The organism is Ruegeria sp. SATB027, from assembly GCF_059613825.1.
Genome location: NZ_JBXWTH010000017.1, coordinates 1 through 23,700, shown reverse-complemented (window position 1 = coordinate 23,700; position 23,700 = coordinate 1). Strand labels below are relative to the sequence as shown.

23 protein-coding genes are annotated in these 23,700 nt (G+C 57.3%); 7 read left to right on the top strand and 16 right to left on the bottom strand.

Going from position 1 to position 23,700, the window contains the following annotated elements; genetic code table 11:
* The first annotated feature begins 1 nt into the window (after position 1).
* Complete coding sequence (locus AC2FPW_RS02110; protein ID WP_496812413.1) at positions 2-397, top strand: SgcJ/EcaC family oxidoreductase; 396 nt, start codon at positions 2-4, stop codon at positions 395-397.
* A gap of 1 nt (position 398) precedes the next feature.
* Here the strand turns inward: AC2FPW_RS02110 and AC2FPW_RS02105 are convergent, their stop codons facing one another.
* The 5 genes from AC2FPW_RS02105 to trkA all read right to left on the bottom strand — a co-directional run bounded on the left by AC2FPW_RS02105 (position 399) and on the right by trkA (position 5,285).
* Positions 399-707: a putative quinol monooxygenase gene (locus AC2FPW_RS02105; RefSeq protein WP_496812412.1), complete on the bottom strand. Its 309-nt coding sequence runs from the start codon at positions 705-707 to the stop codon at positions 399-401.
* A gap of 20 nt (positions 708-727) precedes the next feature.
* A complete protein-coding gene (hflX, locus tag AC2FPW_RS02100) occupies positions 728-1,999 on the bottom strand; it encodes a GTPase HflX (protein WP_267366207.1) in 1,272 nt (423 codons plus the stop codon).
* The gene (gene hfq, locus AC2FPW_RS02095) at positions 1,999-2,238 is read right to left on the bottom strand and encodes an RNA chaperone Hfq (RefSeq protein ID WP_005982826.1); all 240 of its coding nucleotides are present in this window, start codon (positions 2,236-2,238) and stop codon (positions 1,999-2,001) included. Before hfq ends, hflX begins: the two co-directional genes overlap by 1 nt.
* Positions 2,239-2,370: 132 nt before the next feature.
* A complete protein-coding gene (locus tag AC2FPW_RS02090; protein WP_267366208.1) occupies positions 2,371-3,909 on the bottom strand; it encodes a TrkH family potassium uptake protein in 1,539 nt (512 codons plus the stop codon).
* On the bottom strand, positions 3,909-5,285 hold the full coding sequence (gene trkA, locus AC2FPW_RS02085) for a Trk system potassium transporter TrkA (protein WP_267366209.1): 1,377 nt from the start codon (positions 5,283-5,285) through the stop codon (positions 3,909-3,911). The genes AC2FPW_RS02090 and trkA overlap by 1 nt, the downstream gene beginning before the upstream one ends.
* A gap of 96 nt (positions 5,286-5,381) precedes the next feature.
* Here trkA and AC2FPW_RS02080 point away from each other — a divergent pair, with 96 nt between their 5' ends.
* On the top strand, positions 5,382-5,861 hold the full coding sequence (locus AC2FPW_RS02080; RefSeq protein ID WP_496812411.1) for a hypothetical protein: 480 nt from the start codon (positions 5,382-5,384) through the stop codon (positions 5,859-5,861).
* A gap of 26 nt (positions 5,862-5,887) precedes the next feature.
* Here AC2FPW_RS02080 and AC2FPW_RS02075 read toward each other — a convergent pair whose 3' ends face one another.
* The 7 genes from AC2FPW_RS02075 to dusB form a co-directional block, all read right to left on the bottom strand.
* Complete coding sequence (locus AC2FPW_RS02075) at positions 5,888-7,069, bottom strand: MFS transporter (protein WP_496812410.1); 1,182 nt, start codon at positions 7,067-7,069, stop codon at positions 5,888-5,890.
* Between the two features lie 43 nt (positions 7,070-7,112).
* Positions 7,113-7,706 carry a helix-turn-helix domain-containing protein gene (locus AC2FPW_RS02070; protein WP_496812409.1) on the bottom strand — a complete coding sequence of 198 codons (594 nt, stop codon included), beginning with the start codon at positions 7,704-7,706 and terminating at the stop codon, positions 7,113-7,115.
* A 42-nt stretch (positions 7,707-7,748) separates the two neighbouring features.
* Positions 7,749-9,158: a nitrogen assimilation response regulator NtrX gene (gene ntrX / locus AC2FPW_RS02065; protein ID WP_480480685.1), complete on the bottom strand. Its 1,410-nt coding sequence runs from the start codon at positions 9,156-9,158 to the stop codon at positions 7,749-7,751.
* Positions 9,155-11,419 carry a sensor histidine kinase NtrY-like gene (locus AC2FPW_RS02060; protein WP_496812579.1) on the bottom strand — a complete coding sequence of 755 codons (2,265 nt, stop codon included), beginning with the start codon at positions 11,417-11,419 and terminating at the stop codon, positions 9,155-9,157. Before AC2FPW_RS02060 ends, ntrX begins: the two co-directional genes overlap by 4 nt.
* Before the next feature lie 123 nt (positions 11,420-11,542).
* Positions 11,543-12,910, bottom strand: a complete 1,368-nt coding sequence (locus AC2FPW_RS02055; protein WP_480480683.1) for a response regulator — start codon at positions 12,908-12,910, stop codon at positions 11,543-11,545.
* Entirely contained in the window at positions 12,910-13,998 is a 1,089-nt protein-coding gene (locus tag AC2FPW_RS02050) for a two-component system sensor histidine kinase NtrB (protein ID WP_496812408.1), read from the bottom strand. The genes AC2FPW_RS02055 and AC2FPW_RS02050 overlap by 1 nt, the downstream gene beginning before the upstream one ends.
* Positions 13,995-14,978, bottom strand: coding sequence for a tRNA dihydrouridine synthase DusB (gene dusB, locus AC2FPW_RS02045; RefSeq protein WP_496812407.1), 984 nt, complete (start codon positions 14,976-14,978; stop codon positions 13,995-13,997). The genes AC2FPW_RS02050 and dusB overlap by 4 nt, the downstream gene beginning before the upstream one ends.
* A 181-nt stretch (positions 14,979-15,159) precedes the next feature.
* Between dusB and AC2FPW_RS02040 the strand changes: the two genes are divergently transcribed.
* The 4 genes from AC2FPW_RS02040 (at position 15,160) to AC2FPW_RS02025 (ending at position 18,639) form a co-directional block, all read left to right on the top strand.
* Complete coding sequence (locus AC2FPW_RS02040) at positions 15,160-16,290, top strand: bifunctional 2-C-methyl-D-erythritol 4-phosphate cytidylyltransferase/2-C-methyl-D-erythritol 2,4-cyclodiphosphate synthase (protein ID WP_496812406.1); 1,131 nt, start codon at positions 15,160-15,162, stop codon at positions 16,288-16,290.
* Positions 16,287-16,784 (top strand): phosphatidylglycerophosphatase A family protein, encoded by a 498-nt coding sequence (locus tag AC2FPW_RS02035; RefSeq protein WP_267365180.1) that lies wholly within the window; start codon positions 16,287-16,289, stop codon positions 16,782-16,784. The genes AC2FPW_RS02040 and AC2FPW_RS02035 overlap by 4 nt, the downstream gene beginning before the upstream one ends.
* A complete protein-coding gene (locus AC2FPW_RS02030) occupies positions 16,781-17,248 on the top strand; it encodes a CinA family protein (protein WP_496812405.1) in 468 nt (155 codons plus the stop codon). Before AC2FPW_RS02035 ends, AC2FPW_RS02030 begins: the two co-directional genes overlap by 4 nt.
* Before the next feature lie 209 nt (positions 17,249-17,457).
* The gene (locus tag AC2FPW_RS02025) at positions 17,458-18,639 is read left to right on the top strand and encodes an ammonium transporter (RefSeq protein WP_496812404.1); all 1,182 of its coding nucleotides are present in this window, start codon (positions 17,458-17,460) and stop codon (positions 18,637-18,639) included.
* Positions 18,640-18,764: 125 nt separating this feature from the next.
* Here the strand turns inward: AC2FPW_RS02025 and AC2FPW_RS02020 are convergent, their stop codons facing one another.
* Genes AC2FPW_RS02020 through AC2FPW_RS02010 form a run of 3 tightly spaced genes read right to left on the bottom strand, consistent with a single transcriptional unit; the run spans position 18,765 to position 21,369 of the window.
* Positions 18,765-20,120 carry a sensor histidine kinase gene (locus AC2FPW_RS02020; protein WP_496812403.1) on the bottom strand — a complete coding sequence of 452 codons (1,356 nt, stop codon included), beginning with the start codon at positions 20,118-20,120 and terminating at the stop codon, positions 18,765-18,767.
* Positions 20,120-20,779: a response regulator transcription factor gene (locus AC2FPW_RS02015; RefSeq protein WP_209503754.1), complete on the bottom strand. Its 660-nt coding sequence runs from the start codon at positions 20,777-20,779 to the stop codon at positions 20,120-20,122. The genes AC2FPW_RS02020 and AC2FPW_RS02015 overlap by 1 nt, the downstream gene beginning before the upstream one ends.
* Positions 20,780-20,817: 38 nt before the next feature.
* Positions 20,818-21,369 carry a PepSY domain-containing protein gene (locus AC2FPW_RS02010; RefSeq protein WP_480537998.1) on the bottom strand — a complete coding sequence of 184 codons (552 nt, stop codon included), beginning with the start codon at positions 21,367-21,369 and terminating at the stop codon, positions 20,818-20,820.
* A 210-nt stretch (positions 21,370-21,579) separates the two neighbouring features.
* Between AC2FPW_RS02010 and AC2FPW_RS02005 the strand changes: the two genes are divergently transcribed.
* On the top strand, positions 21,580-22,596 hold the full coding sequence (locus AC2FPW_RS02005) for a hypothetical protein (RefSeq protein WP_496812402.1): 1,017 nt from the start codon (positions 21,580-21,582) through the stop codon (positions 22,594-22,596).
* A gap of 234 nt (positions 22,597-22,830) precedes the next feature.
* On the opposite strand, the gene AC2FPW_RS02000 is transcribed toward AC2FPW_RS02005, so the two are convergent.
* Positions 22,831-23,016 (bottom strand): hypothetical protein, encoded by a 186-nt coding sequence (locus tag AC2FPW_RS02000; RefSeq protein ID WP_496812401.1) that lies wholly within the window; start codon positions 23,014-23,016, stop codon positions 22,831-22,833.
* Between the last annotated feature and the right edge of the window lie 684 nt (positions 23,017-23,700).

The following is a 23,700-nucleotide window of genomic DNA, read 5'->3' as shown; positions in this document are numbered from 1 at the left end:
TATGGCCAGCATTCGGGATACTCTGAACAACCTTGCCCGGGATTACGCAATCGCCTGGAGTTCAGGTGACGCCGATGCCGTTGCCAGTTTTTTCGCGCAGGACGGGCGGATCACAACTAACCGGGGTGAGCCTGTCGAAGGGCGTGCCGCGATTGCCGAAATGGCCCGAGACGTCTATGCCGATTTTCCGGATCTGGAAGTGCGGTGCGACATGATGCGATGGGCTGGCTCTCACGCCCTGTTTGTCTGGACACGTGAGGGGCATCATGCTCAGACCGGCAACCATGTTATCGCGCGCGGATGGGATGAATGGGAACTTGCGCCCGATCATCTTGTACAGTCGTCAGTAGGCTGGTTCGACACCGATGACTTACAGCAACAACTTGAAGGCGTGTGACTTAGGTCGTCTTTTTGCCAGCGGTTTCAATTGTGTAACTCCGCGGTATTCCTTGTGTAATCAGAAACCACTCGGATGCCTTCGTCCGCTGCTGATGCGCATCAAAGGCCTGCTGATTCACAAAAACCTCTGAAACAGTGAACCGTCCGGGTGTGATCTGATCCTCGACAACGTCGAACGACAGGCAACCCTCTTCCGCCTTTGTGAGGGCGATATGCGTGGGCAGAGCGGCGCGCACATCTTCAAGGCGGTCCGCCGGGACATCAATAAATCCGGTCAGGAATACTCTTTGATCCATTGTATCAGCCATCTTCCGCAATTTCACTGTATCTATAGTGTGTCGAATTGGGCGGCCTGCTTATCTGTCCAAAGAACAGTGATACGGAACCCCTCTTCGGTCTGCTCTTCAGATTGTACAACATCCTGCCGGAACAACCACGCCCGCTTGTTCCCTTCCGCAAAGGTCAGGTTCAGAACAACCTCGTGCCGGGCCCCTTGCAGGATTGCTGCAATCTCGGACAGTAAAGGGGTCACGCCTTCGCCGGTAACTGCCGAAATGGCAAATATGGCCGGATCGCGATCCGCCCTCGCCAACGCGGCGTCTTTTTCTTCCGTGCTCAGCAAGTCAGTCTTGTTCCAAACCTCAAGCCGGGGGCGTTCTGCGTCGACACCAAGCGAGGTCAGGATTGCTTCGACATCCTGCGCCTGTGCTTCGGTTTCTTCATGGCTGATATCGCGCACGTGAACAATCAGATCAGCACCCAACACCTCTTCAAGCGTGGCCCGAAAAGACGCCACAAGCTCGGTCGGCAGGTTCGAGATAAAACCCACCGTATCCGACAGGATCACTTCCGGGCCATCGGGCAGTTGCACGCGGCGCATGGTAGGGTCCAGCGTGGCAAACAGCATGTCCTTGGCCAACACTTCGGCCCCGGTCAGCCGATTGAACAGAGTAGATTTCCCGGCATTGGTATATCCAACCAATGCAACGATCGGATAGGGCACCTTGGCGCGCGCGGCACGGTGCAAGGTGCGGGTCTTGACCACTTTCTGCAATTGGCGGCGCAAACGCACCAGTTGTTCGTCAATGGCGCGGCGGTCGGCTTCGATCTGGGTCTCGCCGGGTCCGCCGACAAATCCCAAACCGCCACGCTGACGTTCAAGGTGGGTCCAGGCCCGCACCAGCCGTGTCCGCTGATAGCTGAGCGCAGCCATTTCGACCTGCAACACCCCTTCACGGGTACGTGCGCGGTCGCTGAAAATCTCAAGGATCAGCCCGGTCCGGTCGAGGATCTTGACCTTCCATGCCTTTTCCAGATTGCGCTGCTGAACCGGTGTTACCGGTCCATCGATCAGAACCAGCTCAACCTCGTTTTCACGAAGCCGCTCACCCAGTTCTTCGATCTTGCCACTGCCAAACAAATAGCCGGGTTGGGCGCGTTGCAGGCGTACGATTTCAGACCCGATCACATCCAGATCGGGCAAAGCGGCGGCCAGCGCAACCGCCTCAGCCAGCGCAGGTTCGGGAACGCGGCGCTGTTCATCTGATTTGATTTCGGGATGCAGCACCCAGGCCCGGGTGCGCGTCCGGTCATGTTCCATCAAGAGGCGTCTTCGCCCTCATACAGGTTGATCGGCTGTGATGGCATGATGGTTGAAATCGCGTGCTTGTACACCAGCTGCGACTGTCCGTCGCGGCGCAACAATACACAGAAATTGTCGAACCAGGTGATCACACCCTGCAATTTCACGCCATTGATCAGGAAAATTGTAACCGGAACCTTAGCTTTCCGTACATTGTTCAGGAAAGCATCCTGAAGATTCTGTCTGTCCGAAGCCATATTATGATAATCTCGCCATTGTTCTTGCTACGCGTTGCGGACCAACGCGCTCCCTCCCGGTGAGTATGGAGTGCCGCGGTAAGATATTCCAGACGAAAAATTAAGCACTAAAGACGACGGGATCCAACCGGTTCAATCCCGCCACAGCGAAGGGGTGATCAGGGCGATGATCGCAAGCGTCTCGAGCCGGCCAATGACCATCGCCGCGCACAGCGTCAGCTTGGCCCCTGCGGACAGGTCGATCAACCGGATTGGAACATCAGTGGCCAATTCAATCAGCGGACCCGTCGTGCTGAGCGTTGCGACGCTGAGCACCATGGCCTGTTCAAACCCGGCCCCCATTGCGGCCAGCAAAAGGTTGAACACCGCCAGTGTCAGCGCAAAGAGCATCAGAAAAATCCAGGCGATAAACGCGCCGTCCCTTTGAATGCGTCGGTTGCCGCCTCCAACCCCGCTGACGGATGAGGGATAGATCAACCGGTCGATCTCGCGCGCACCGTTCAGGTACAGGGCAAAAACCCGCAGCAGTTTCACTCCGCCAGCCGTGGTGGCAACCCCACCACCGATCAGGGCCAGCCCCATCAGCAACAATCCGGGCGTTCCCAGACCAGACAATTGCTGCGCATCATCCCAGTTTGCGCTTTCAAACCCGGCGGTTGTCAGAAAGGCCAGAACGGTGAACAGCATACCCCAAATGACCTGCAATGCCTGTAAAGGCTCGATTTGCCCACCGATTTCCGTAACACCAGCAATAACGCGAAAGAACAATAAGGCCGCAACGGCCAGAACAATCATCAGGCCAATGCGAAACTCCGGGTCCGTATCCAGTCGGGAATAACCGGATGTCGCCGTGTCGGTCGAAAATGTCAGGCGCGAAAGGGCAAAGAACAGGAACAAAAACAGGATCGCCTCACCCGTGAAGCCCGCTTGTGCGCCTTCCATTCCACCCACCGGAGAAATTCCAGACGTCGCCATGACCGACATTGCGTGACAAACGGCTGTCAATCCGGTTTCGCCTGCGATCAGAAGAAGGATCCAGATCACGGCCGTCAACCCGGCATAGACCGGGGTCAGTCCCTTTGCCACACGGAGCAGTCGACCGCGCGGATCAACGCGTTCGCTTTGCGCAACACCCGATACCGGGCGACCCGGCTGACCGCGGGCCGTGACCTCGAACCCACCCAGCGACAAAGGCGCAAGGATTGCCGCGGCGGCAATCCACATCAGCAAACCGCCCATCCATCCAACCAAGGCGCGCCACAGGTGCAGCGGCGCCGTCAGGCGGTCTGGATCCGGAAACAGATCTGCCCCCGTGGTTGTCAGGGCACTGACCATGTCAAAATAGGCGTTCAGGAATGTGGTCGTTCCCAGCGCATCGTGAAATGGAATTGCAAGAAAGACAGGCAGAATGGTGAAACATGCAAGCATCACCGCCAATTGTCCCAAAGTTCCGCGCCTTGGCACACGGTTGGACGAGGCCAGTGCGACACTGACGACCAGAAACAACCCAATGATACCGGAATACAAAAACGACCGCGATGTATCGTGATCATCCAGCGCCAGCGCGTAAACTGCCGGAATCCACATGGCCAATGACGCAATAGCCCAGATCAGAAGAAACAGCGGCAACCGCCGCAATAGCCCGATCTGTTGTATCCCCGCATGCGCCATCAGAAGAAATCGATTGAAACCTGCATCAGGCGTTCGACCTCAGGCACGTCGTTGGCCATGGCAAAGATCGCGACGACATCCTTTTCATCGATCCTGAGGCTGCCCGTCGGTCGCATAACCTCATCTCCTTTGCGCACGGCCCCCACCAGTACGCCCTCGGGAAAATCGATATCGCGCAGCTTTTGACCGGCCATGGGAGAGGTTGAAAGAACCTCAGCCTCGATCACTTCGGCCTCAGCATCTCCTATCGAGTAGACCTGTCGCACCCGGCCATGACGGATGTGGCGCAAGATCGAACTGACGGTGGTTGCCCGCGGATTGATATACGCGTCAATCCCCAAAGGTCCCATCAGGGCCACCATACTGGGATCATTGATCAAAGCGATCGCCAGGGCACAACCCTCGGCCTTGGCGCGGACAGCGGCCAGCATGTTCGTGCGGTCGTCATCCGTAACCGCCAGCATTGCATCCGCCCTGTCGATACCGGCTTCGCTCAACAAACTGGCATCAAGGCCATCACCGTGCAGCACAATCGTTCGTTCCAGCGCCTCGGCGGCGATCTCGGCGCATCGGCGATCCCGCTCGACGATTTTGGCGCGCACGCGGCTTTTTTGTTCTTCCAGAGTTCGCGCCACTTCAAGCCCGACATTGCCCCCGCCCACGATCACCACACGATCCTGACGCTTTTGGGTCTTGCCAAACACCTCCATGGTGCGATCCACGTCTTTTACATTGGTAAAGACGTAGCATTCATCGCCCACAAACAGCTGATCCTCGGATTCTGGTGCAAACAGCGTGCCATCGCGACGCACCCCCACTACGATCGAACTGAGCGTCGAGAACAAATCGGTCAGTTGCCGCAAAGGTGTGTTCACGATCGGGCAGTCTTCATCCACGCGAATACCCAAAAGCTGCGCCTTGCCGTCCATGAAAATCTCGGTGTCAAAGGCGGACGGGGCCGACAGGCGGCGCATCGCGGCGGCGGCAACTTCGCGTTCGGGGCTGATCACCACATCAATCGGCAGATGATCGCGCCGGTAAAGGTCCGAGTGGATCGCCTCTAGATATGATTTCGACCGCAGTCGCGCGATCTTGCGCTGGATCGAAAAGACCGAATGCGCCATCTGGCAGGTGACCATGTTCACCTCATCCGAATGGGTCGCAGCGATGATCATATCCGCATCGCGCGCGCCTGCCCTTTCAAGCACATCGGGGTAACTTGCAAACCCGGCTATCCCCTGCACATCCAGCGTTTCGGTCGCCCGCCGTACCAGATCGGGATTGTTGTCGACAACGGTGACGTCGTTCAATTCACCCGAAAGGTGCCGCGCAATCTGCCAACCGACCTGACCCGCGCCGCAAATAATGACCTTCATGTTTCTGGCCCTTCTGCCTGAAAGGATTGAATGACAGATGCCCCCAAAGCGGTCAATTGAATTGTCATCGCCGATCAGCTGCGGCAAGATAAGCATATGAAAATGCTGTTTCCTATGCTGGTGCCCCTGATGGTGCTGTCCTCGTGCGGGCCGCTCTCGCTTTACTATCGCGAGGGTGAAACCGTATCACGTCTGCAAAAAGAGACCACCCAGTGCCAGCTTAGCGCGGTCAAAGAGGTGCCGGTTGCCAATCAGATCCGCCAAAGCCCGCCGACTTATTGGCCCGGGCGCACATATTGTGACGGCAGAGGTCGTTGCTATCAATCCCCAGGCTGGTGGCAGCCCGGCAGGGTCTATACCGTCGATGTGAATCAGGGCCTGCGAAACACGGTCGAGGCGCAATGCATGGCCGAAAAGGGATTTCGCCCTGTCAGCTTGCCGCCCTGCAAGCAAAATGTGAAATCGCGGGTGCCACTGGCGCGAACAACGACGTTGCCGCCCCTCAACAGTGCCTCATGTTTTGTGAAGTTCGATGACGGGTCGTTTCAGATCATCACACCGGGGCAATCCGGATAAGAAGAACCACGGTACCGCGCGATTGATCATTCCAGTCGGGTTGAAGCGCGTTTGCGCCGCGCGGCAAGCCACAGATGAAGCGCCATGGCAACAGCATAGAACCCGACCACGGCAATCAACATGCCCGCTTCACTAGTCCGCCACAGTATTGCAAGCAAAACAGGTGTGCCCAAAAGGTTACCCGCATTCCCCATCTGAGCCATGGCACCATAGCTCAGCGCCTGGTTTTCGGGTGTCGAGTTCAACTGCGGCACCGCCGCAAAGCTGCCGCCCTGAACAAGCCCCAGCACCGCAAAAAGCGCAACGCAGACAACGGGCAACGGGGCACCAAGAAACAGGGCGCCTATCGTTAGGATAGACAGCCCGAAACCGAGGTTAACAACAAAAACACCAGAACAAACGCTCAGCAACACCGGGACGGTAAGCCAGGAAATCACGATCCCGGCCAACGGCATCAGACCAGCAATCATCGCACTGACATCGTCCGGCAATCTTCCCGGAAGAATGGCCAGCAACGAGACAAAGGTCAGCGTGTAAAAGAACCACCCGAGCGCCGGAGCGGACACAAACGCAGAGCGATAGGTCTGTACGTGTATGTCAATCAGTGTTCGCACGCTCCAAAAGGGATTGTTCACCAAAGCCGATGCACTGTTGGGACGGAAAGATACGATCAGGACGGCGATCAGAAACATCAGCGCGCCATGGGTAGCAAAATAAACCGGCAGCCCGACCTGAGCGATCAATGGAAGCCCAAGCCATGCGTTCAGGGCAAAGGCGACACCAAAGAAACTGCTCCACAAAACCATTGCCGCGTTGCGCCATTTTCCAATCGTGATTTGCGCAATCAGTGTTGGTGCTGCGACAACGATAGCCAGATGAGAGACCCCTTCGACAACGCGGCTGACCAGCATCAGGCCCAAACCGGGGATACTGGCCTGAAACAGGGACACCGCCCCGCCAAGGGTCAAGCCAAACATCAGCAGCCGGACAGGCCCAACCCGCCCGGCTATCGCGCCGGACAATGCACCAAGAATCGCACCAACCAGGCTGATGACTGACAAAAGCCAGCCAATCTTATCCGCGTGCGCAGGATAGAGGGCTGCGACCTGAGCAAAAGGAACCGCGATCTTGGCGAATTGGGTCGCCGCACCTAGCCCGGCAAGCCAAAGCAACAAAACCTGTAACAAGATGCGTAATGGATGGGGCATAAGCCGGTTCTACTGCACCCGACCGCACAGGAATACGCATAAATTATGCGCGTCCCGACCGTGCTCCACTGACCAGCCGGACCGGCGTTCCATCCGACAGGTACAACCGTTCCCAGGTGATCTGTCCGGCACTGATCCGGATACGATCGTGCCGCGCTTCGGAGGTTACAAACGACTTGGGGTTGGGCGCTTGCAAATCCCACCATCCCTCGTCCTGTAGCTCGGCCTCAGCCTGACGGATTTCGTCCGTCGCAAATTGCCAGAGGGACACGCCAAGCAGTGCCCGTTGGGTGGTTTTCCAGTCCCGCGCCCGCCTGCGGGAATAGGCCAGGCACAGGTGGCTGGCCTCCTCAACCAGATGGATGCAGTCTGCCGAGTTCACGACAAGCCGTCTTAGCGCGTTGTCATCCGCCCTGAAAGGAGCCAGCGCAGCAAACACCGAGTGTTGTTGATCAGGCGTTGGAAGCTGAACCCCGTTCTCCCATCTGGAAACCGTGGTCTGATCGACCTGCAGAACCTCGGCCAGCGCAGCTTGTTTCAATCCGATCGACCGTCGAAGTCGCTTTAACCGCCTGCCAAAAGCCGGGTAGCCTTCGAAAAACCGGCCAGACAGATCAGAGTTCACCGTTCTCGCCATCAGTTCCTCACATCCGTCTGCCCGTGAACTATGCCCCCAGTCTCATTCCGCCGGTTCGGGTTCGTCGATTTGCGCGACCCGCGCACCGGATTTGTTCGAGGTCACAACACCCAGCGACTTTAACTTGCGATGCAGCGCACTGCGTTCCATGCCGACAAAGCTGGCGGTGCGGCTGATATTGCCGCCAAAGCGGTTGATCTGGGTCAGCAGATACTCTCGCTCGAACGCTTCGCGGGCCTCGCGCAGCGGCAAAGTGGCCAACGCACCCGACAAGACAACGCGGCCCGACTCTTCGGCCTTGTCTTCTTCATTGGGCAGCTCACGCGCCTCAATCGGGCCGGTGCCGTCGCCCAGAATCAAAACACGTTCGATCAGGTTCTTCAACTGGCGCACGTTACCCGGCCAGGTCATTGTCTGCAGCAAAGCGACCGCCTCGTCCGACAGCTCCCGCATAGGCAACCCTTGGGTTTCGTTGCACATTTCGATGAAATGCTGGGCCAGTACCGGAATATCCTCGCGCCGGTCTTCGAGTGAGGGTACGGAGATCGGAACCACATTCAGACGGTGATACAGCTCTTCCCGGAAACGCTCGGCGGCGATTTCATCATCAAGATCCTTGTTGGTTGATGAGATCACCCGAAGATCCACGCGCACTTTGTCCGAGCCACCCACGCGCTGGAATTGCTGATCCACCAGCACCCGCAGAATTTTGGACTGTGTGCCCAAAGGCATGTCGGAAACTTCATCAAAATAGACCACGCCGCCATGGGCTTCTTCCAGCAATCCGGATTCCACACCGCGTTCGGCCGATTCCCGGCCAAACAGAACTTCTTCCACACGCTCAGGCTCAATCCCAGCACAGTTGACGGTCACGAACGGAGCGTTCGCACGGTTGGAGTGGGCATGGATATAACGCGCAGCGATTTCCTTGCCAGAACCCGCAGGTCCACGCAGCATGACGCGACCGTTTGATTTGGTCACTTTGTCCAACTGCCCCTGCATGGCCCGGAACGACGCAGATTTGCCGATCATGTCCGAGTTGTTGACCTCTTTCCGCTTCAGCGACGCGTTCTCGCGCCGCAGACGAGACGTCTCCATCGCGCGGCGGATCACCACCATCAACTGGTCAATGTTAAACGGTTTCTCGATAAAGTCGTAAGCACCCTGTTTGATAGCCGCTACAGCGATCTCGATATTGCCGTGGCCCGAAATAATCACCACCGGCACATCCGGGTTATCGCGCTTTACCGTCTTGAGGATATCAATCCCGTCCATGCGGCTGTCTTTCAGCCAGATATCCAGGATCAACAGACCCGGCGGTTCGGAATTGATCGACGCCATGCACTCGTCCGAGTTGGCTGCCAGCCGGGTTGAATAGCCTTCGTCCTCCAGAATGTCGGACACCAGCTCGCGAATATCGCGCTCGTCATCTACGATCAGAATGTCGCTCATCTTTGGCCTGCTTTCAGTTTGTTGGTTCTAATTGCCTGCTTCTGCGGCGCAACGGTTGGGGACATACTTGCCCCAGGCAAACGGATCACTGCCATTGCGCCAAAATGGTCCTGTCCGTCGAATACGGGTGCGTCCTCAAGGGTCAGCGCGCCGCCATGCTCTTCTATGATTTTCTTGACGATCGGAAGACCCAACCCGGTACCTTCGTCGCGTGTCGTTACATAAGGTTCAAACAAACGCGCCCGGTCTTCCGGCAGACCGATCCCATTGTCTGCAATGGTGATGACTGTACCCGCATCATCGCTTGAAACCGCCACCTTGATCTGCGGCACCAGGTTGTCCGGGGCCCCTTTTTCTTTCAGAGTTGCAATGGCTTCTCCGGCATTCTTAATCAGGTTCGTCAACGCCTGGTTGAGCATGGTCGCATCTACATCCGCCATGATCGGCTGCTGCGGCAGGTCGGCATCAATCTGTACGTCCGGCTGTCCCGCCTGTTGCAAAAGTACGGCTTCGCGCACCAGTTCGACAAGGTCCTCTTCGCGGCGAACGGGCTCGGGCATCCGCGCGAACTTGGAAAACTCATCCACGATACGCCGCAGGTCATTGGTTTGCCGCACGATGACGCCGGTCATCGATTCAAGGCTGCCGCTGTCTTCCTCATCAAGTTTGCGGGCGAACTTGCGCTTGATGCGCTCTGCGCTGAGCTGGATCGGCGTCAATGGGTTCTTGATTTCATGTGCAATGCGGCGGGCCACGTCACCCCACGCCGCCATTCGCTGCGCGCTGACCAGATCGGTTACATCGTCAAAGGCAACCACATAACCTTCCAGCCCGCCATCCTCTCCACGACGGATAGCCATGCGAACCAGCAGGTTTTCAAGCTGCCCCTTACGTGTGACCTTAACCTCACCCTGAACAGCCTCCTGCCCGCTGTCCTTGAGGCTTTCAAACAAAGGCAGAAACTCGGGAACCGCAATGCCGATAGCCAGGTGTTCTTCACCCCGCGACCAGTCCAGCAAGCGTTCAGCCGAGCGATTGACAAACGTAACGCATCCATCGGGGTCCACGCCGACAACACCGGACGTGACCGAACTGAGCACGGAATCAAACAGGCGACGCCTGCTTTCGATTTGCTGGGTGTTTTCCAGCAGCGTGTCCCGCTGCCCTTTTAGTTGTCGGGTCATCTGGTTGAAATATCGGCCCAACATCGCAATTTCGTCGTCGCTGGCCTCTTCAATAACCTGGACACTCAAATCTCCGGCGCCGACCCGCTGCGCCGCTGTGGTCAAACGTCCGACCGGGCGCGACAGGCGTTCGGCAAACCACATCCCCAGCGACATCGCAGCCAGAATCAGGATCAGCGCAAAGCCCAGATAAAGCAGACCGAATTCAAACAACACCCTGCCCCGTTCACTTTCCAGCTGCTGATAGAACTGCGCCGTTTCCTTGGTGTCATCCAGCAGTGTCAACAACTGCCCATCCACCTCGCGGCTGACATAGAGGTAGCGGTCCAGATAAGCGGTCAGAGGCACAAGCGCGCGGAATTCATTATTCGGCCAGTCGGCAATGATCAGCAGCCCCTTATCTGCCGCTTCGGTCATCTGTTCCGCTGTAGGCGCCTCGTAGTTGAACAGATAGGATCGATCCCCGCGCGATCGGATTTCGCCCGTGCCGTCGATGACATAGGCTTCGCGCAGTCCGCGCTGAATCCGGGCCTGCCCCTGCGCCAGAACCTCGCGGAGTTCGGCATCAGAAATGTAAAACTCCACCGAACGTGCATTGTTCAGGAACCGCGCCAGAACCGTAGCGTCCTGCGTCAGACCGCTGCGATGTTCCTGCTCATAAGCCTCTGCTGCTGTCAGGGAAGACCCGACAACCTGGCGTACGCGATCCGAAAACCAGCCTTCCAGACCGATATTCACGGTCAGGCCGGCAAAAATGGCGACCGTAACGGTCGGAACCAGCGCAAGCAGCGTAAACGCCCCGATCAGGCGCAAATGCAGGCGCGAGCCCGCCGACTTGGCCCGTCTGGCCGCAATCAGGCTGCCCAACTGACTGAGTACCAAAGCCGCAACGACCAAAACATAGACAAGATCGGCCAGCAGAATCAGCCGCAATGTCGGCGCGGTCGCGCCTAGGTCAAAGGGACCAATGACAAGATATGTGGCAAGCGCCAGAACAGGCCCCAAGAGGACCAGCCCAAAGGTGCCGAAATTGCGCAGTTTCCGTGATTTACGCCATCGACCAATCGATGGGATCATCCCGCTCTGTGCTCGGGTTGCCACCGTCTGCCCTCATCCTGATGTGCCGCATGTGCGGCTTACCGCCATATATCGTGATCTTTTCCCGACAGATGCCGGGATGCCACGGTTTGTGTGGCGATATTACATCAGTTTGCGGCGCCGTGTCACCTGTATATCGAGATCTGTAATCTTTTTTCGCAGCGTATTTCGGTTAATCCCAAGTAAATCAGCACATTTTGCCTGGTTCCCACCAGTTGCATCCAGTGCGATTTCGATCAGCGGGGCCTCAACCTCACGCAAAATCCGCTGATAGAGGCCCGGTGGCGGCAATATGTTGCCGTGCAGATCGAAATACCGTCGCAGGTGACGCTCGACCGAGGTTGAAAGCTTCTCGCGTTCGCCGCCGCTCAAAACCGGAGCAGCTTCGGGCTGGCTGCCCAACACCATTTCCACCTCGGCCTTTGAAATCTCATCTGCCCGACTGGTCAGCCCCAAACGGCGAACGGCGTTTTCCAGTTGCCGCACATTCCCCGGCCATGAATAGCGCCGCACCAACTCAACCGCTTCCGGGCTGAGCCACCGCTTGTTGCCATTTTCCTTCTCCTCCCGGGCCAGAAAATGTTCGGCCAGCAGCGGTATATCGTCGACCCTTTCGCGCAATGAGGGCACGTGAATCGTCGCCCCACACAAACGATAGTACAGGTCCTGACGGATACGGCCGTTTTCCATCCCATCGGTCAAGTTTGTCTGGCTGGTCGCCATGAAACGCGGAACATGATCACCGGGCGTATCCATCATACGCACCACGCGGGCTTGAATTTCATCGCCGATATCCGCGATTTCATCTATCAGCAGCGTACCGCCACGCACCCGCGCCATCACGCGGGCCGGGCCCTCCAGATCGCTTAGGTCGGCTGCGGTGACTGTGACAAATGGTAATGTACGCCGATCCGAAAAGTCGTGAATTGCCCGGGCAATCAGCGACTTACCCGTTCCGCTTTCACCCGAAATCATAACCGGCAGGTCGGTGTTCATCACGCGTGCGACCAACCGATACAAGGCCTGCATGACTGGCGTGCGCCCGACCAGAGGCAGCTCATCCGGGCGTTCGCCACCTGCCTGTATGGGTTCCGGCTGTGCGCGCTGCTTCTGATCCAGCGCCCGCGCCGTGCGTTTCATCAAATCCGGCAGGTCAAACGGTTTGGGCAGATAGTCATATGCGTCTGCCTCAGCCGCCTGAATTGCGGTCATGATCGTGTTTTGCGCGGAAATCACGATAACCGGCAATCCAGGGCGATCCTTTGCTATCTTCGGCAGCATCTCCAGACCGTTGCCATCGGGCATGACAACGTCCGAGATCACCACGTCGCCTTTGCCTTCGCCGACCCAACGCATCAGGGTGGTCAGCGAAGATGTTGCGTGCACCTTGCATCCGGCCCGCGTCAGCGCCTGAGTCAGAACGGTGCGGATTGTGCGATCGTCATCCGCAACCAGTACGGTGCCATCCATCAGGTGCTCTCCTTCTTGTGTTCGGTTGCATCTCGCGGCGCGCGGCGCAGCGACAGTTTGAATACGGTGCGGCCGGGCACGGAGTCGGCGGAAATCCAGCCGTCATGGTCGGAAACGATCTTGCTGACCAGCGCCAGCCCCAGACCAGTGCCGTTTTCCTTGCCCGACACGAACGGGTCAAAGATGTCACCCCGGATATCCTGGGGCAGGCCCGGACCGTCATCGATGATCTCGATCTGCAACGGCAGGGAATGACCCGATCCGTCGCTTCGGCGCAGGCGGAAGGAATGTTCGAAATAAGTGCGCAGACGGATCGTACCGCCCTGCGGCCCCGCAGCCTCGGATGCGTTTTTCAGCAGGTTCAGGACCACCTGAAGAAACTGGTCCGGATCGCCATAGGCCAGCGGCAATGAAGGATCGTAATCCTCGATGATTGTCATATCCGCGCCAAATCCCAGCAGCGCGGACCGCCTTGCACGGTCCAGTACATCGTGGATATTGACCGGCCTGAGGTCCGGTTTCTGCAAGTTGCCGAATTGCTCGACCTGCTCCAGAAGCTTCACGATCCTTCGGCTTTCGGCCACAATAAGGTCTGTAAGTTCAAGATCCTGTGACGAAATATTCATGCTCAGCAGTTGCGCTGCACCGGTAATCCCGGCCAGTGGGTTCTTAATTTCGTGCGCCAGCATTTCGGCCATGCCAATCGCCGACTGCGCCGCTGACTTGACCGTGTTGCCCAAGGTCATCCGGCCCGCCAGTTCACGAGGCGATATGATCATGATCATCGACCCCGGATGCCCGACCAGAGGCGCGATTTGCAACGCACACTGCAAGGGTGCACGATTCCCAGAACCCGCATCCACGTCATTAACGAACAGTGGCGTGCCTTGCGAGCGGGCGCGCAGGAATGCTTCCTCCAACGGTGCGTCAACGGCGATCTGGTCCCATACCGGATGCCCGATTACCGACCGGCGCGAGGCATTCAAAAACCCCTCGCCCGCCGAATTCACATCTGCGATGCGGTCGTTTTCATCAATAATAAAAGCCGGAACCGGCAATGAGTTCCAGATGTTGGCGTTGGAATTCATGCTGCCACCTCGCCCGTTTCGGCAAGTGCGTCCCCAAGCAGACGCAGGACATCATCCGTGTTGCGCGACGTCAGAACCGCCCGCCGCAGCGGCGCAGGGGTTGCGGCCTGATCCATGTACCATCCCAGATGCTTGCGGGCGACACGCAGGCCCAGATCGGCTCCGTAGAACCCCAGCATCGCCTGATAATGCGTGCGCACCATGTCGATCAGGTCATTCCCGACCGGAATATCCGGCGCATCCGCCCCGTAAAGGTCGTGACTGATCTGCGCCAGTAGCCAGGGTTTACCCTGTGCGCCACGCCCGACCATGACCCCATCTGCACCAGATTGTTCCAAAGCGGTTCGTGCGGCTGCTGTGCCTACAATATCTCCGTTCGCAATAACCGGAATCGACACGGCCTGTTTCACGGCCCGGATCGCGCTCCAGTCAGCGCACCCCTTGTAGAACTGGCATCGCGTGCGTCCGTGGATCGTAACCATCTGAACGCCTGCGTCTTGTGCGCGGCGCGCAACCTCGGGCGCATTCAGCAGGGTGTCATCCCACCCCAAACGGGTTTTTAATGTCACCGGAACGTCAACTGCACTGACAACGGCCTCGATCAGCGTCAGTGCGTGGTCCGGTGTTTTCAGCAGGGCCGAACCGGAATACCCATTTGTCACCTTCTTGGCGGGACACCCCATGTTGATGTCGATCACCCGCGCTCCACGATCAGCAACCTGACGGGCGGCCTCGGCCATCCAATGCGCCTCGCGCCCTGCCAGTTGCACGGCTGTGTTTTCCACATCGGCGGACAGTTCGGCGCGCTCCCGCACTCCGGGTTTGGCCTGCACCATTTCCTGACTGGCGACCATTTCGCTGACGACCATGCCGGCGCCAAAGCGCATAACCAGATCCCGAAACGGGCGATCTGTGATTCCGGCCATCGGGGCCAGCAAAACCGGCGGTGTTACGAGTTTGTCAGCGAAGCGCAAAGTCAACGTGCTTAATCCTTGGGCAGTTGCAGTTCTGATATCGAATTCCACGCATATGAACAACAAAACGACGCGCAACAAGCCCGCAAAACCATCATCTGCCTATTTTTTAATCACCCGACCATAGGTGATTGCCACTGCAATCACCGCCGCCTAAACAAACGCAACAAAATGGAGGGCGCGCGGCATGACCACAGCTGCCATCATAGTCGCCGCAGGCCGCGGCCTGCGCGCAGGGGGCGACGTCCCAAAACAGTGGCGCGGCCTTGCAGGCCGTCGCGTGGCAGACTGGACAATCGATCGGTTCCGCGGACAGGTCGCCCATATCGTTCTGGTCTTATCCGACGAAGACACTTTGGTTTGGGAGGAGTTTCGTGATACCGATCTGATCCTCGCCACGGGCAGTACAGATCGCGCGGGTTCTGTGCGCAACGGTTTGAAGGCCCTGGCGCACCTCGACGTGAAGCGCGTCCTGATTCATGACGTTGCCAGACCCTGCGTTTCGTCACGCACCATTCAGGACGTCTTGAACGCATTGGATGCACATCAGGCCGCCGCCCCCGGACTGGCGGTGACTGACGCCTTGTGGATAGGACAAGACGGGGCCGTGACTGGCACACAAGACCGCAGCAACCTGTTTGCTGCGCAAACACCGCAAGGCTTTCACTATGACACCATCACCGCCGCCCATGCGGCGCATCCGGGCGGTGCTGCTGATGATGTTGAGGTTGCACGCGCTGCGGGGGTAGATGTCTGCATCGTACCGGGCGATGCGGACAACCTGAAGATCACCCGCCCCGAGGATTTTGCCCGGGCGGAACGTATCATGGGAATGGATATGGATGTAAGACTTGGCAACGGCTATGACGTGCACCGGTTTGGCGACGGGGATCATGTGGTCCTTTGCGGTGTGAAGGTTCCCCATGATCGCGGGTTGCAGGGGCATTCAGATGCGGATGTCGGGATGCATGCTGTAACCGACGCGATTTATGGCGCATTGGCGCAAGGGGATATCGGACAGCATTTTCCGCCCTCGGATCCGCAATGGAAAGGGGCCGCCAGCGAGATCTTTCTGCGTCACGCGGTCGAACTGGCCGGACAGATGGGGTATCGCATCTCGAACGTGGATTGTACGCTGGTCTGTGAATACCCGAAGATTGGCCCTCACGCCGCTGTTATGCGCGAAGAAATGTCCAAAATCATGAGCTTGCGTGCCGATCAGGTCTCGGTCAAGGCCACCACGTCCGAGCGTCTGGGCTTCACCGGTCGCAGTGAAGGCATCGCATCGATTGCGACGGCCTGTCTGGTGAAATCATGAACGCGGCGCAGTTGATTGGCACCGTTGGCGGCATCGGATATATGCGCCCTGCCCCCGGTACCTGGGGTTCGCTGGCCGCGCTGCCGATGGCTTGGGTCCTGCACACGCTGGGCGGATTCCCATTGCTGGCAATCGCAACGCTCGTGGTGTTTGCAGGCGGCCTGTGGGCCACGCGCGTGATGACCGACGGCCAGGACGATCACGACCCGTCGGAAATCGTCATCGATGAGGTCGCGGGCCAGTTCATTGCCCTCTGGGCGATCTCATATCCGTCCTGGGCGCATGGGATCGACATTACCGCCCTCTGGCCTGGCTGGGTTGCCGGGTTCGCTCTGTTCCGCCTGTTCGACATCACCAAACCCGGCCCTGTCGGTTGGGCAGATCGTCGCGGCGATCCTATGGGAGTGATGCTGGACGACGTGATTGCGGGTATTTTCGCAGCCGTTGGCGTGATGGTTCTGGCTGGCATCACGCACGGGGTTCTGGGCCTATGAACGTGCCCGACCTGCTGAACCGCGCCAAAGCGCAGGGCGTTATGATCGCCACAGCGGAAAGCTGCACCGGCGGTATGGTCGCTGCGGCCCTGACGGATATACCCGGCAGCTCGGCCGTCGTGGATCGGGGTTTTGTCACCTATACCAACGGGGCCAAGCAGGACATGCTGGGTGTGCTGGCAGAAACCCTGCAGGCTTTCGGCGCAGTGTCCGAAGAGGTCGCTCGCGAAATGGCCGAAGGCGCATTGCGCAACTCACAAGCGCAGCTTGCCGTCGCGATTACCGGCATTGCCGGGCCGGGCGGGTCTGAATTCAAACCCGAAGGGCGCGTATGTTTCGGTCTGGCCAGAGAAGGCCAGACAACCCGAACCGAAACGATTGAGTTTGGCGCGCAAGGGCGGGATGCGGTGCGCCGCGCCGCGCGGGATCATGCGCTGGCGTTGCTTCTGACCGGGCTTTCATAACGCGCACCTTTTTTAAGCATTATCTGCCCATAGCCGCCAAAACTGTCATCACTTGAACAAAAGGCGACAAAATAGGCGACCAATTCAGGTGTTGCCTCTTTTTTCCTCACCTGCCCTCCGCTTCAAGGCTCTGCATATACACTCACTCGATCCCGGGCGTTGTCAGATGACCTGCCCGGGAAACCATGCAGGGAAAAGGAGAGCGGCCCATGAATGGAGCCGATACAGCCTGGATCATAGTTGCTACAGCACTGGTCCTTTTCATGACATTACCGGGTCTGGCCTTGTTTTACGGCGGGCTTGTACGTGCCCGAAACGTTCTCAGCGTCTTTATGCATTGCTTTGCCATTGCCTGTTTGATGAGCATTCTGTGGCTGGTTGCCGGGTACTCCATCGCCTTTGGACCCGGTGAAAGTGGGCTTTGGGGTGGTTTGGGTAAGGCTTTCCTCAACGGTGTTGATGTGAACAGCCTTGCTGGCACTCTACCGGAAATCCTGTTCTTTGCCTTTCAGATGACCTTTGCCATCATCACCCCGGCCCTGATCGTGGGCGCATATGTTGAACGGGTGGGCTTTGGCTTTGTGCTGACCTTCTCGGCGCTGTGGATGCTGCTGTGCTATGCGCCGGTGGTTCACTGGATCTGGGGCGGTGGAATGCTGGCCGATGGAGGTATTTTGGGCGACACTGGCGTTCGTGATTTCGCGGGCGGTATCGTGGTGCACGAAACCGCTGGTCTGGCAGCCCTGATCATCGCCGTCATCCTTGGCCCGCGCCGAAACCGAACGACCCCGCCGCATAATCCCGGCTATGTCATGGTCGGCGCCGCGATGCTGTGGGTCGGCTGGTTCGGCTTCAATGGCGGTTCGCAACTGGCCGCGGACGGCGGCGCTGCGATGGCGATGACCGTTACCCACCTGTCCGCCGCAACCGCGTCACTGACATGGGCGCTTTGGGAACGCATCCGCTTTGGCAAAGCCTCGATGGTGGGTCTTGTCACCGGGACAATTGCAGGTCTGGCCTCGATCACGCCCGCTTCGGGTTTTGTGGGTCCGATTCAGGCCCTCATCATCGGTGCTGTTGCGGGCATTCTGTGTCAGGAAGCCGTAAGTCTGGTGCGCAACAAGCTGAATATCGACGATACATTGGACGTGTTCGCAGTACATGGCGTCGGAGGCATCTTCGGCACCATCATGATCGCCCTGTTCGGCCTTGGCACATGGACCGCACAACTGGGCGGGCTGGTTATCGTGGGTGTCTTTACGGCAGTTGTCACGTTTGTGTTGGTCAAACTGGTTGCACAGATCACACCACTTCGCGTAAACGCCGAGACCGAGACAAATGGCCTTGACCTCTCGGTACATGGTGAGCGGGCCTATGACATGAGCAGCTAAGCCCACCTTGGCTGCCTATCGCCCGCAAGGGCAAAAGCGGACCTGTGATGGGTCCGCTTTTCTTGTTTTGGCGTCTTGTCCACCTACGTCACACCCAAAGCACCCTGAACCTTCAGGGCAAATGATCAGCCTGACGCAGGATGCGCATTGGTTCCCTTCGGAATTACGATCCGGCATTCCAGACCGCCAAGCGAGCTGGATGCACCCAGATCAAGCCGACTGTCATAGGCCTTTAACAAATCAACCGCGATGGCCAGCCCAAGGCCGCTGCCCGAAACAGAGGTATCCAGCCTCCCCCCCGATCGCAACGCCTCGCGGTGAGCGTCCTGAGGAATTCCCGGGCCATCGTCGTCAATCACAACTTCGATCCCGTTCGAGGTTCTCATAGCCGTCATGCGGACCTTGTGTTTGCACCATTTGACCGCGTTATCCAGCAGGTTGCCCAAAACTTCTTCGATATCCTGCGCGTCCATACGCACCCAAAGACCCGGGTCGCGTTCGATTTCCAATGACTTTCCTTCGCGCTCGGCCATGGTGGTGAACAGACGCGCCAGTCGATCAATCGAATGAGACAGATCAGTACGAGAATGGGTCAAGTCTGCAGTGTTCAGCGCCCGCATTCTGGCCAAAGACCGGCCCAGTTGCGCGTCAATGCGGTCGAGAGCTTCCACAGCGGTTTCCGTAGAACCTCCCGCTTCGGACAACAGCAGCAGTTCATTGCGCATGATTGCAGTAGGTGTTTTCAGGGCATGGGCCAAATCTGCCGCCTGACGACGTGATCCCGATACGATTTCCCGGTTTCGACGCAAGAGCTGGTTCAGATCCTCGACCAGAGGAGACACCTCTTCTGGATAATCGCCTGGTCTAAGGTCTTCGTCCCGATCCCAACGATGCGCCACATCTGACCGAAGCTTTCTGAGGGGCGTCAGGATGATTGACATCAGCAGCAGCGATCCAACGACACCGATCAGACCGACCAGCGCGAAAACCGGAAGCAGGCTTTGTTGTGCAGCGCGGCGTTCCGCGACAAGCTGGGCCTGACTTTCGGCAACGCTGACCCCCCAGACCGTACCATCCTCATAGGTAATTTTCTGAAAGGCTCCTCGTAAAGCTTCGCTTTCCGGACCAGGCGTGTTCCAAAGCGTCGTTACATCAGGGTTCCCCGGCGGTTCGGCAATGACTTCATCAAACAGGGAAGCCGACGTAAAGATCTCACCTTCGCTGTTGCTGACTTGCCAGTATCTGCCGGAATACGGTGTGCCATAGGCTGGATCGAACATCAGATTCCGCAGCGCATCCGGGTCATTGGTCGTAACGCTCAACCCAACGACCAGTTGCGTGTGACGATCAAGTAGTGCGGTATCAAACCTGTCTGAAACGCGGGCATTGATGAACGAGAACACGGCCAGCGTACCAACACCCACTGAAAGGGCACCCGATGCGATCCCCCCCAGTAGAGCCCGTTGACGCAGGGATAACATCAGGCAGAGTCGATCATGTATCCGCGGCCCCGAATCGTTGTGATCAGATCAGGGCCAAGTTTTTTGCGCAGACGGGTTATGAAGACGGCAATGGTGTTCGAGTCCCTGTCTCCATCGTATTCGTAGATATGTTCCGACAACTCGGTCCTTGAGATCATACGCCCAACATTATGGGCCAGATATGTAAGAACAGCCAACTCCTGCGCGGTCAGGTCGATGGGCACGCCATCCGCCGTTACACGCCCGTTGCGGGTATCCAGCACAACATTTCCCATTTCGACGACGGGATTCAACTGACCGCTCTGCCGCCGCAGTATGGCACGGACCCGCGCTGCCAGTTCGGGCATATGGAATGGCTTGGTCATGTAGTCGTCCGCGCCTGCGTCCAATCCGTCGACCCTTTCGCTCCAGCCATCGCGGGCCGTGAGGATCAGCACCGGGGTCTTGATGCCCGCGCTGCGCCATTCCCGCAGAACTGAAATGCCATCGCGTTCCGGCAATCCAATATCGAGGATGATCATGTCATAGGGTTCTGTTGCACCCAGATGCAAAGCTTCCAGGCCGCTGTTCACAATGTCCACGACCCGACCTTCAGCGTTCAACAGTTTCTTGATCTGCTCGCAAAGGTGCGGTTCGTCTTCTGCCAGTAAAACTCTCATACTTGGGAATTATAGGCGTGCGAATGGCAGTTTAACCATTACTTTTTACCACCCCCGTTGCCGCCGCCGTTTCCGCCACCGTTACCACCCGAGTTGCCACCACCGTTACCACCGGAGTTGCCGCCACCGTTACCTCCGGAATTGCCGCCACCATTGCCGCGACCGCCACCGCTGTTCCCACGGTTGCCGCTTTGACCACCATTTGCGTTGGCAGAAGACTTGCCTTGAGATTTCGCATTGGCCGAGTTTCCGGGCGCAGATTTGGCCGCTTCTGAGATTTGTTTGCCGATCTTGGACCTGTTGGAAACGACAACGCCGGTTTTTGCGTTAACAATAACACTGACAATCTTCCCGTTCGGTTTTTTAACCAGCACGCGGTAGTAAACTTTGTCGGCCTGAAAAGCTCGCGCATCAATGGGCGTACCGCCAAAGACCTGTTCGACCCCTTTGATGACTTTCTGCAACCGGATTGCGTTGCCCGAGGTTGTTGCTTTGCGCAGTTCCGCCTGCTTCAGCTCACGAACGGCTGCATTGCCTTCTCCGGGCTGGAGAACGGCAACAAGAAACAAGATGGTTAAGAGCTTTCTCATCTTCAGCACTCTTTACTGCGCAACCACCTTAACAATCTATCGATTTCAACATGAACTGGCGATGAACGAACAGTTCGGCGTGGGTTCAATGATGATGGGTTTAGATAGCACCTGTCAGATATTGATTCCGGCAAGCGTTTTCTGTGTGTGCAAAGCGCGAAACACACTGCCGGCCCAAATGAAACCCGCGTTCGACCTACGAGGACCGCTATGAAAACCAATTTGACCGGCGTGCTGAAGGCCTCCGCTCTCGCAATCGCAATGTTGGGCTCCACCGCAATTGTGGCGGCAGTTGCCCTTCCTGATGTGGCCTATGCCAAAGACGGTAATGGCAACGGTGGGGGCAATGGTGGCGGTAAAGGAAACGGCGGCGGTAAAGGAAACAGCGACGGCGCCGGAAATGGCAAAGGCGGCGGTAATGGGGCGGCTAAAAGTGGTGGTTCAAAATCCGCCGGTAAGTCGGGGCGCACTACCTCTGGCGCAAAGGGTTCGAAGTCAAAATCTTCGAAGGGAAAATCGTTCTCTTTGAAAGAATTGTTTACCGGTAAGAAGTCCAAGAAAACTCAGACCAAGACCGCACCGTCAGCGCACGCGACAAAATCCAAGGTTCAAGTCGAGGAAACGGACCTGACCGATTCCCACAAGAAAGGGAACAAACTGGCTGCCGCGCTGGGCGTCCACCCTTCGGAACTGGGCGCACTGAACGCAGCCAACGCAAGTGAGAAGGCCCTTCAGAACGCTGCTCCGAATTCGCGCGTCGGTCGCATCGCAACCTATCGTGATACGGTTCTGGCTGGCGACAGCATCCGAGCTGAGCTTGCCGAAAAACAAGACCTTCTGGATGATATGACCCCGCCGGATCGCTCCAGCGCCGAAATCAATGACGACCTTGATGATGCGCTGGCCGATGTTCAGGAAAAGCAGGACATTGTTGATGATCTTGAACAGCAGCTGGCCGACGCGGGAGGTACCGATCCTGATATCGAGGACGCTCTTCAGGCAGCAAACGATGATCTGCAGGCTTCAAAAGACACGGCAGACAACCTGAATGCCGAAAAACAGGCCGCCTTGGAATACGAGGAAGCCGTGCAAGACGTGGAAGACCTGGCTGACGCCGTTGAGAACCAGGCTCTTAATGAGCGCGCGGCACTGGAAGACGCTGCGAACAAACCCGTCACCGACGAAGTTGAGACTGCTGTAAAGGCAATGCTCGGGCTGGATAGCTAACAGCTTTTGCCCTCATTCTTATGAAGTGGGCAAAAGACCGGGCCAGCTAAGTGATTACCAGCCGTTTGGCTGGCCCGACTTTCTCGTAAAGATCTGACCGCCAGGTTGTATTGCGCGTGTGCCCTACGAAAGTTGGCAAAGGTTACTGAGAAAAAATTTAGCCCGCTCCAATTCGGAGCGGGCTTTATCTTTCCCTGATCTTGTTGATCCGGAAATCCATCGGGCGTCTGATTTTCAGAAGTCCCGGTTCGCCTCTTCAAGTCGCTTGTTATTTACGATTTCTGTCAGTGCATTTTCGATAGGAGGGAAGCGACTGCTGCTCGAATTCGTATTGCTTGAAACTTCGCCATTGATGACGGGATTATGGGGTTGCATTGTCGCACATACATACGGCGCAACCTCAATAGCAGTCTTGATCATGCTGTTCCCCTTCCATTCAACCGGACGTGGTTTGCCCGGCCTGTGCGATCAGTATGCCCCGAGCCAGTTGAACACTCAGAGAATACATTGTTCACATTATGTTAATGTTGTCGCGAAATCATGAACAACGACTAAGTAGCTAACAAAACAGGGTATTTTTTCGTCATCAGATACAATCAAACTGGAAGGGCATAAAAATCTGGCGCGCTCTCCCCGCTCCGTAGGGTTGTTTCCCCCTCACGAAAGCGGCAGTTGGTCATGGCGAACGAGTCAGATTCCCTGCATTGCTATAGAGGGCGAAATTGCGGCCGAAATTTAGAAACTTACAAGACAGCCGACGAAATTGCGACTAAGTTCAGCAGTTGTTCGACCGTCATGGCACGACAATGGGTAGGACCATGACGACAGAAGGATCCTTAGAAGATCAAGAAAAGGTCTTCAAACCGTCCTGGTAGCAATCCATTCGGTTCGCTAACCCGCGATCTGAGCAAAACCCCTGTCAGCATCAACGCTTCGGTTCAATAGATGCAAAAGCTCGACCTGGCTCGTCGCCCCTGTTTTGGAAAATATGGAACTTAGGTGCGAACGAACCGTTGTCGGGCCAATGGGCTCTGTTGCACAAATCGGATTTTGAGCGCAGTTCCCCTTTCCCCGGACGGACTTATCCTACGGGCTCTGTGACAG

What these genes read in the sequence shown, in the direction of transcription:
- AC2FPW_RS02005 (WP_496812402.1), top strand. Translation starts at nt 21,580, where the DNA reads ATGAAAACCAATTTGACCGGCGTGCTGAAGGCCTCCGCTCTCGCAATC.
- AC2FPW_RS02070 (WP_496812409.1), bottom strand. Translation starts at nt 7,706, where the DNA reads ATGGCGAGAACGGTGAACTCTGATCTGTCTGGCCGGTTTTTCGAAGGC.
- AC2FPW_RS02035 (WP_267365180.1), top strand. Translation starts at nt 16,287, where the DNA reads ATGAACGCGGCGCAGTTGATTGGCACCGTTGGCGGCATCGGATATATG.
- ntrX (WP_480480685.1), bottom strand. Translation starts at nt 9,158, where the DNA reads ATGAGCGACATTCTGATCGTAGATGACGAGCGCGATATTCGCGAGCTG.
- AC2FPW_RS02075 (WP_496812410.1), bottom strand. Translation starts at nt 7,069, where the DNA reads ATGCCCCATCCATTACGCATCTTGTTACAGGTTTTGTTGCTTTGGCTT.
- AC2FPW_RS02030 (WP_496812405.1), top strand. Translation starts at nt 16,781, where the DNA reads ATGAACGTGCCCGACCTGCTGAACCGCGCCAAAGCGCAGGGCGTTATG.
- hflX (WP_267366207.1), bottom strand. Translation starts at nt 1,999, where the DNA reads ATGGAACATGACCGGACGCGCACCCGGGCCTGGGTGCTGCATCCCGAA.
- AC2FPW_RS02040 (WP_496812406.1), top strand. Translation starts at nt 15,160, where the DNA reads ATGACCACAGCTGCCATCATAGTCGCCGCAGGCCGCGGCCTGCGCGCA.
- AC2FPW_RS02015 (WP_209503754.1), bottom strand. Translation starts at nt 20,779, where the DNA reads ATGAGAGTTTTACTGGCAGAAGACGAACCGCACCTTTGCGAGCAGATC.
- AC2FPW_RS02025 (WP_496812404.1), top strand. Translation starts at nt 17,458, where the DNA reads ATGAATGGAGCCGATACAGCCTGGATCATAGTTGCTACAGCACTGGTC.
- AC2FPW_RS02000 (WP_496812401.1), bottom strand. Translation starts at nt 23,016, where the DNA reads ATGATCAAGACTGCTATTGAGGTTGCGCCGTATGTATGTGCGACAATG.
- AC2FPW_RS02060 (WP_496812579.1), bottom strand. Translation starts at nt 11,419, where the DNA reads ATGATCCCATCGATTGGTCGATGGCGTAAATCACGGAAACTGCGCAAT.
- AC2FPW_RS02090 (WP_267366208.1), bottom strand. Translation starts at nt 3,909, where the DNA reads ATGGCGCATGCGGGGATACAACAGATCGGGCTATTGCGGCGGTTGCCG.
- AC2FPW_RS02110 (WP_496812413.1), top strand. Translation starts at nt 2, where the DNA reads ATGGCCAGCATTCGGGATACTCTGAACAACCTTGCCCGGGATTACGCA.
- AC2FPW_RS02105 (WP_496812412.1), bottom strand. Translation starts at nt 707, where the DNA reads ATGGCTGATACAATGGATCAAAGAGTATTCCTGACCGGATTTATTGAT.
- trkA (WP_267366209.1), bottom strand. Translation starts at nt 5,285, where the DNA reads ATGAAGGTCATTATTTGCGGCGCGGGTCAGGTCGGTTGGCAGATTGCG.
- AC2FPW_RS02055 (WP_480480683.1), bottom strand. Translation starts at nt 12,910, where the DNA reads ATGGATGGCACCGTACTGGTTGCGGATGACGATCGCACAATCCGCACC.
- AC2FPW_RS02010 (WP_480537998.1), bottom strand. Translation starts at nt 21,369, where the DNA reads ATGAGAAAGCTCTTAACCATCTTGTTTCTTGTTGCCGTTCTCCAGCCC.
- AC2FPW_RS02020 (WP_496812403.1), bottom strand. Translation starts at nt 20,120, where the DNA reads ATGTTATCCCTGCGTCAACGGGCTCTACTGGGGGGGATCGCATCGGGT.
- AC2FPW_RS02080 (WP_496812411.1), top strand. Translation starts at nt 5,382, where the DNA reads ATGAAAATGCTGTTTCCTATGCTGGTGCCCCTGATGGTGCTGTCCTCG.
- AC2FPW_RS02050 (WP_496812408.1), bottom strand. Translation starts at nt 13,998, where the DNA reads ATGAATTCCAACGCCAACATCTGGAACTCATTGCCGGTTCCGGCTTTT.
- hfq (WP_005982826.1), bottom strand. Translation starts at nt 2,238, where the DNA reads ATGGCTTCGGACAGACAGAATCTTCAGGATGCTTTCCTGAACAATGTA.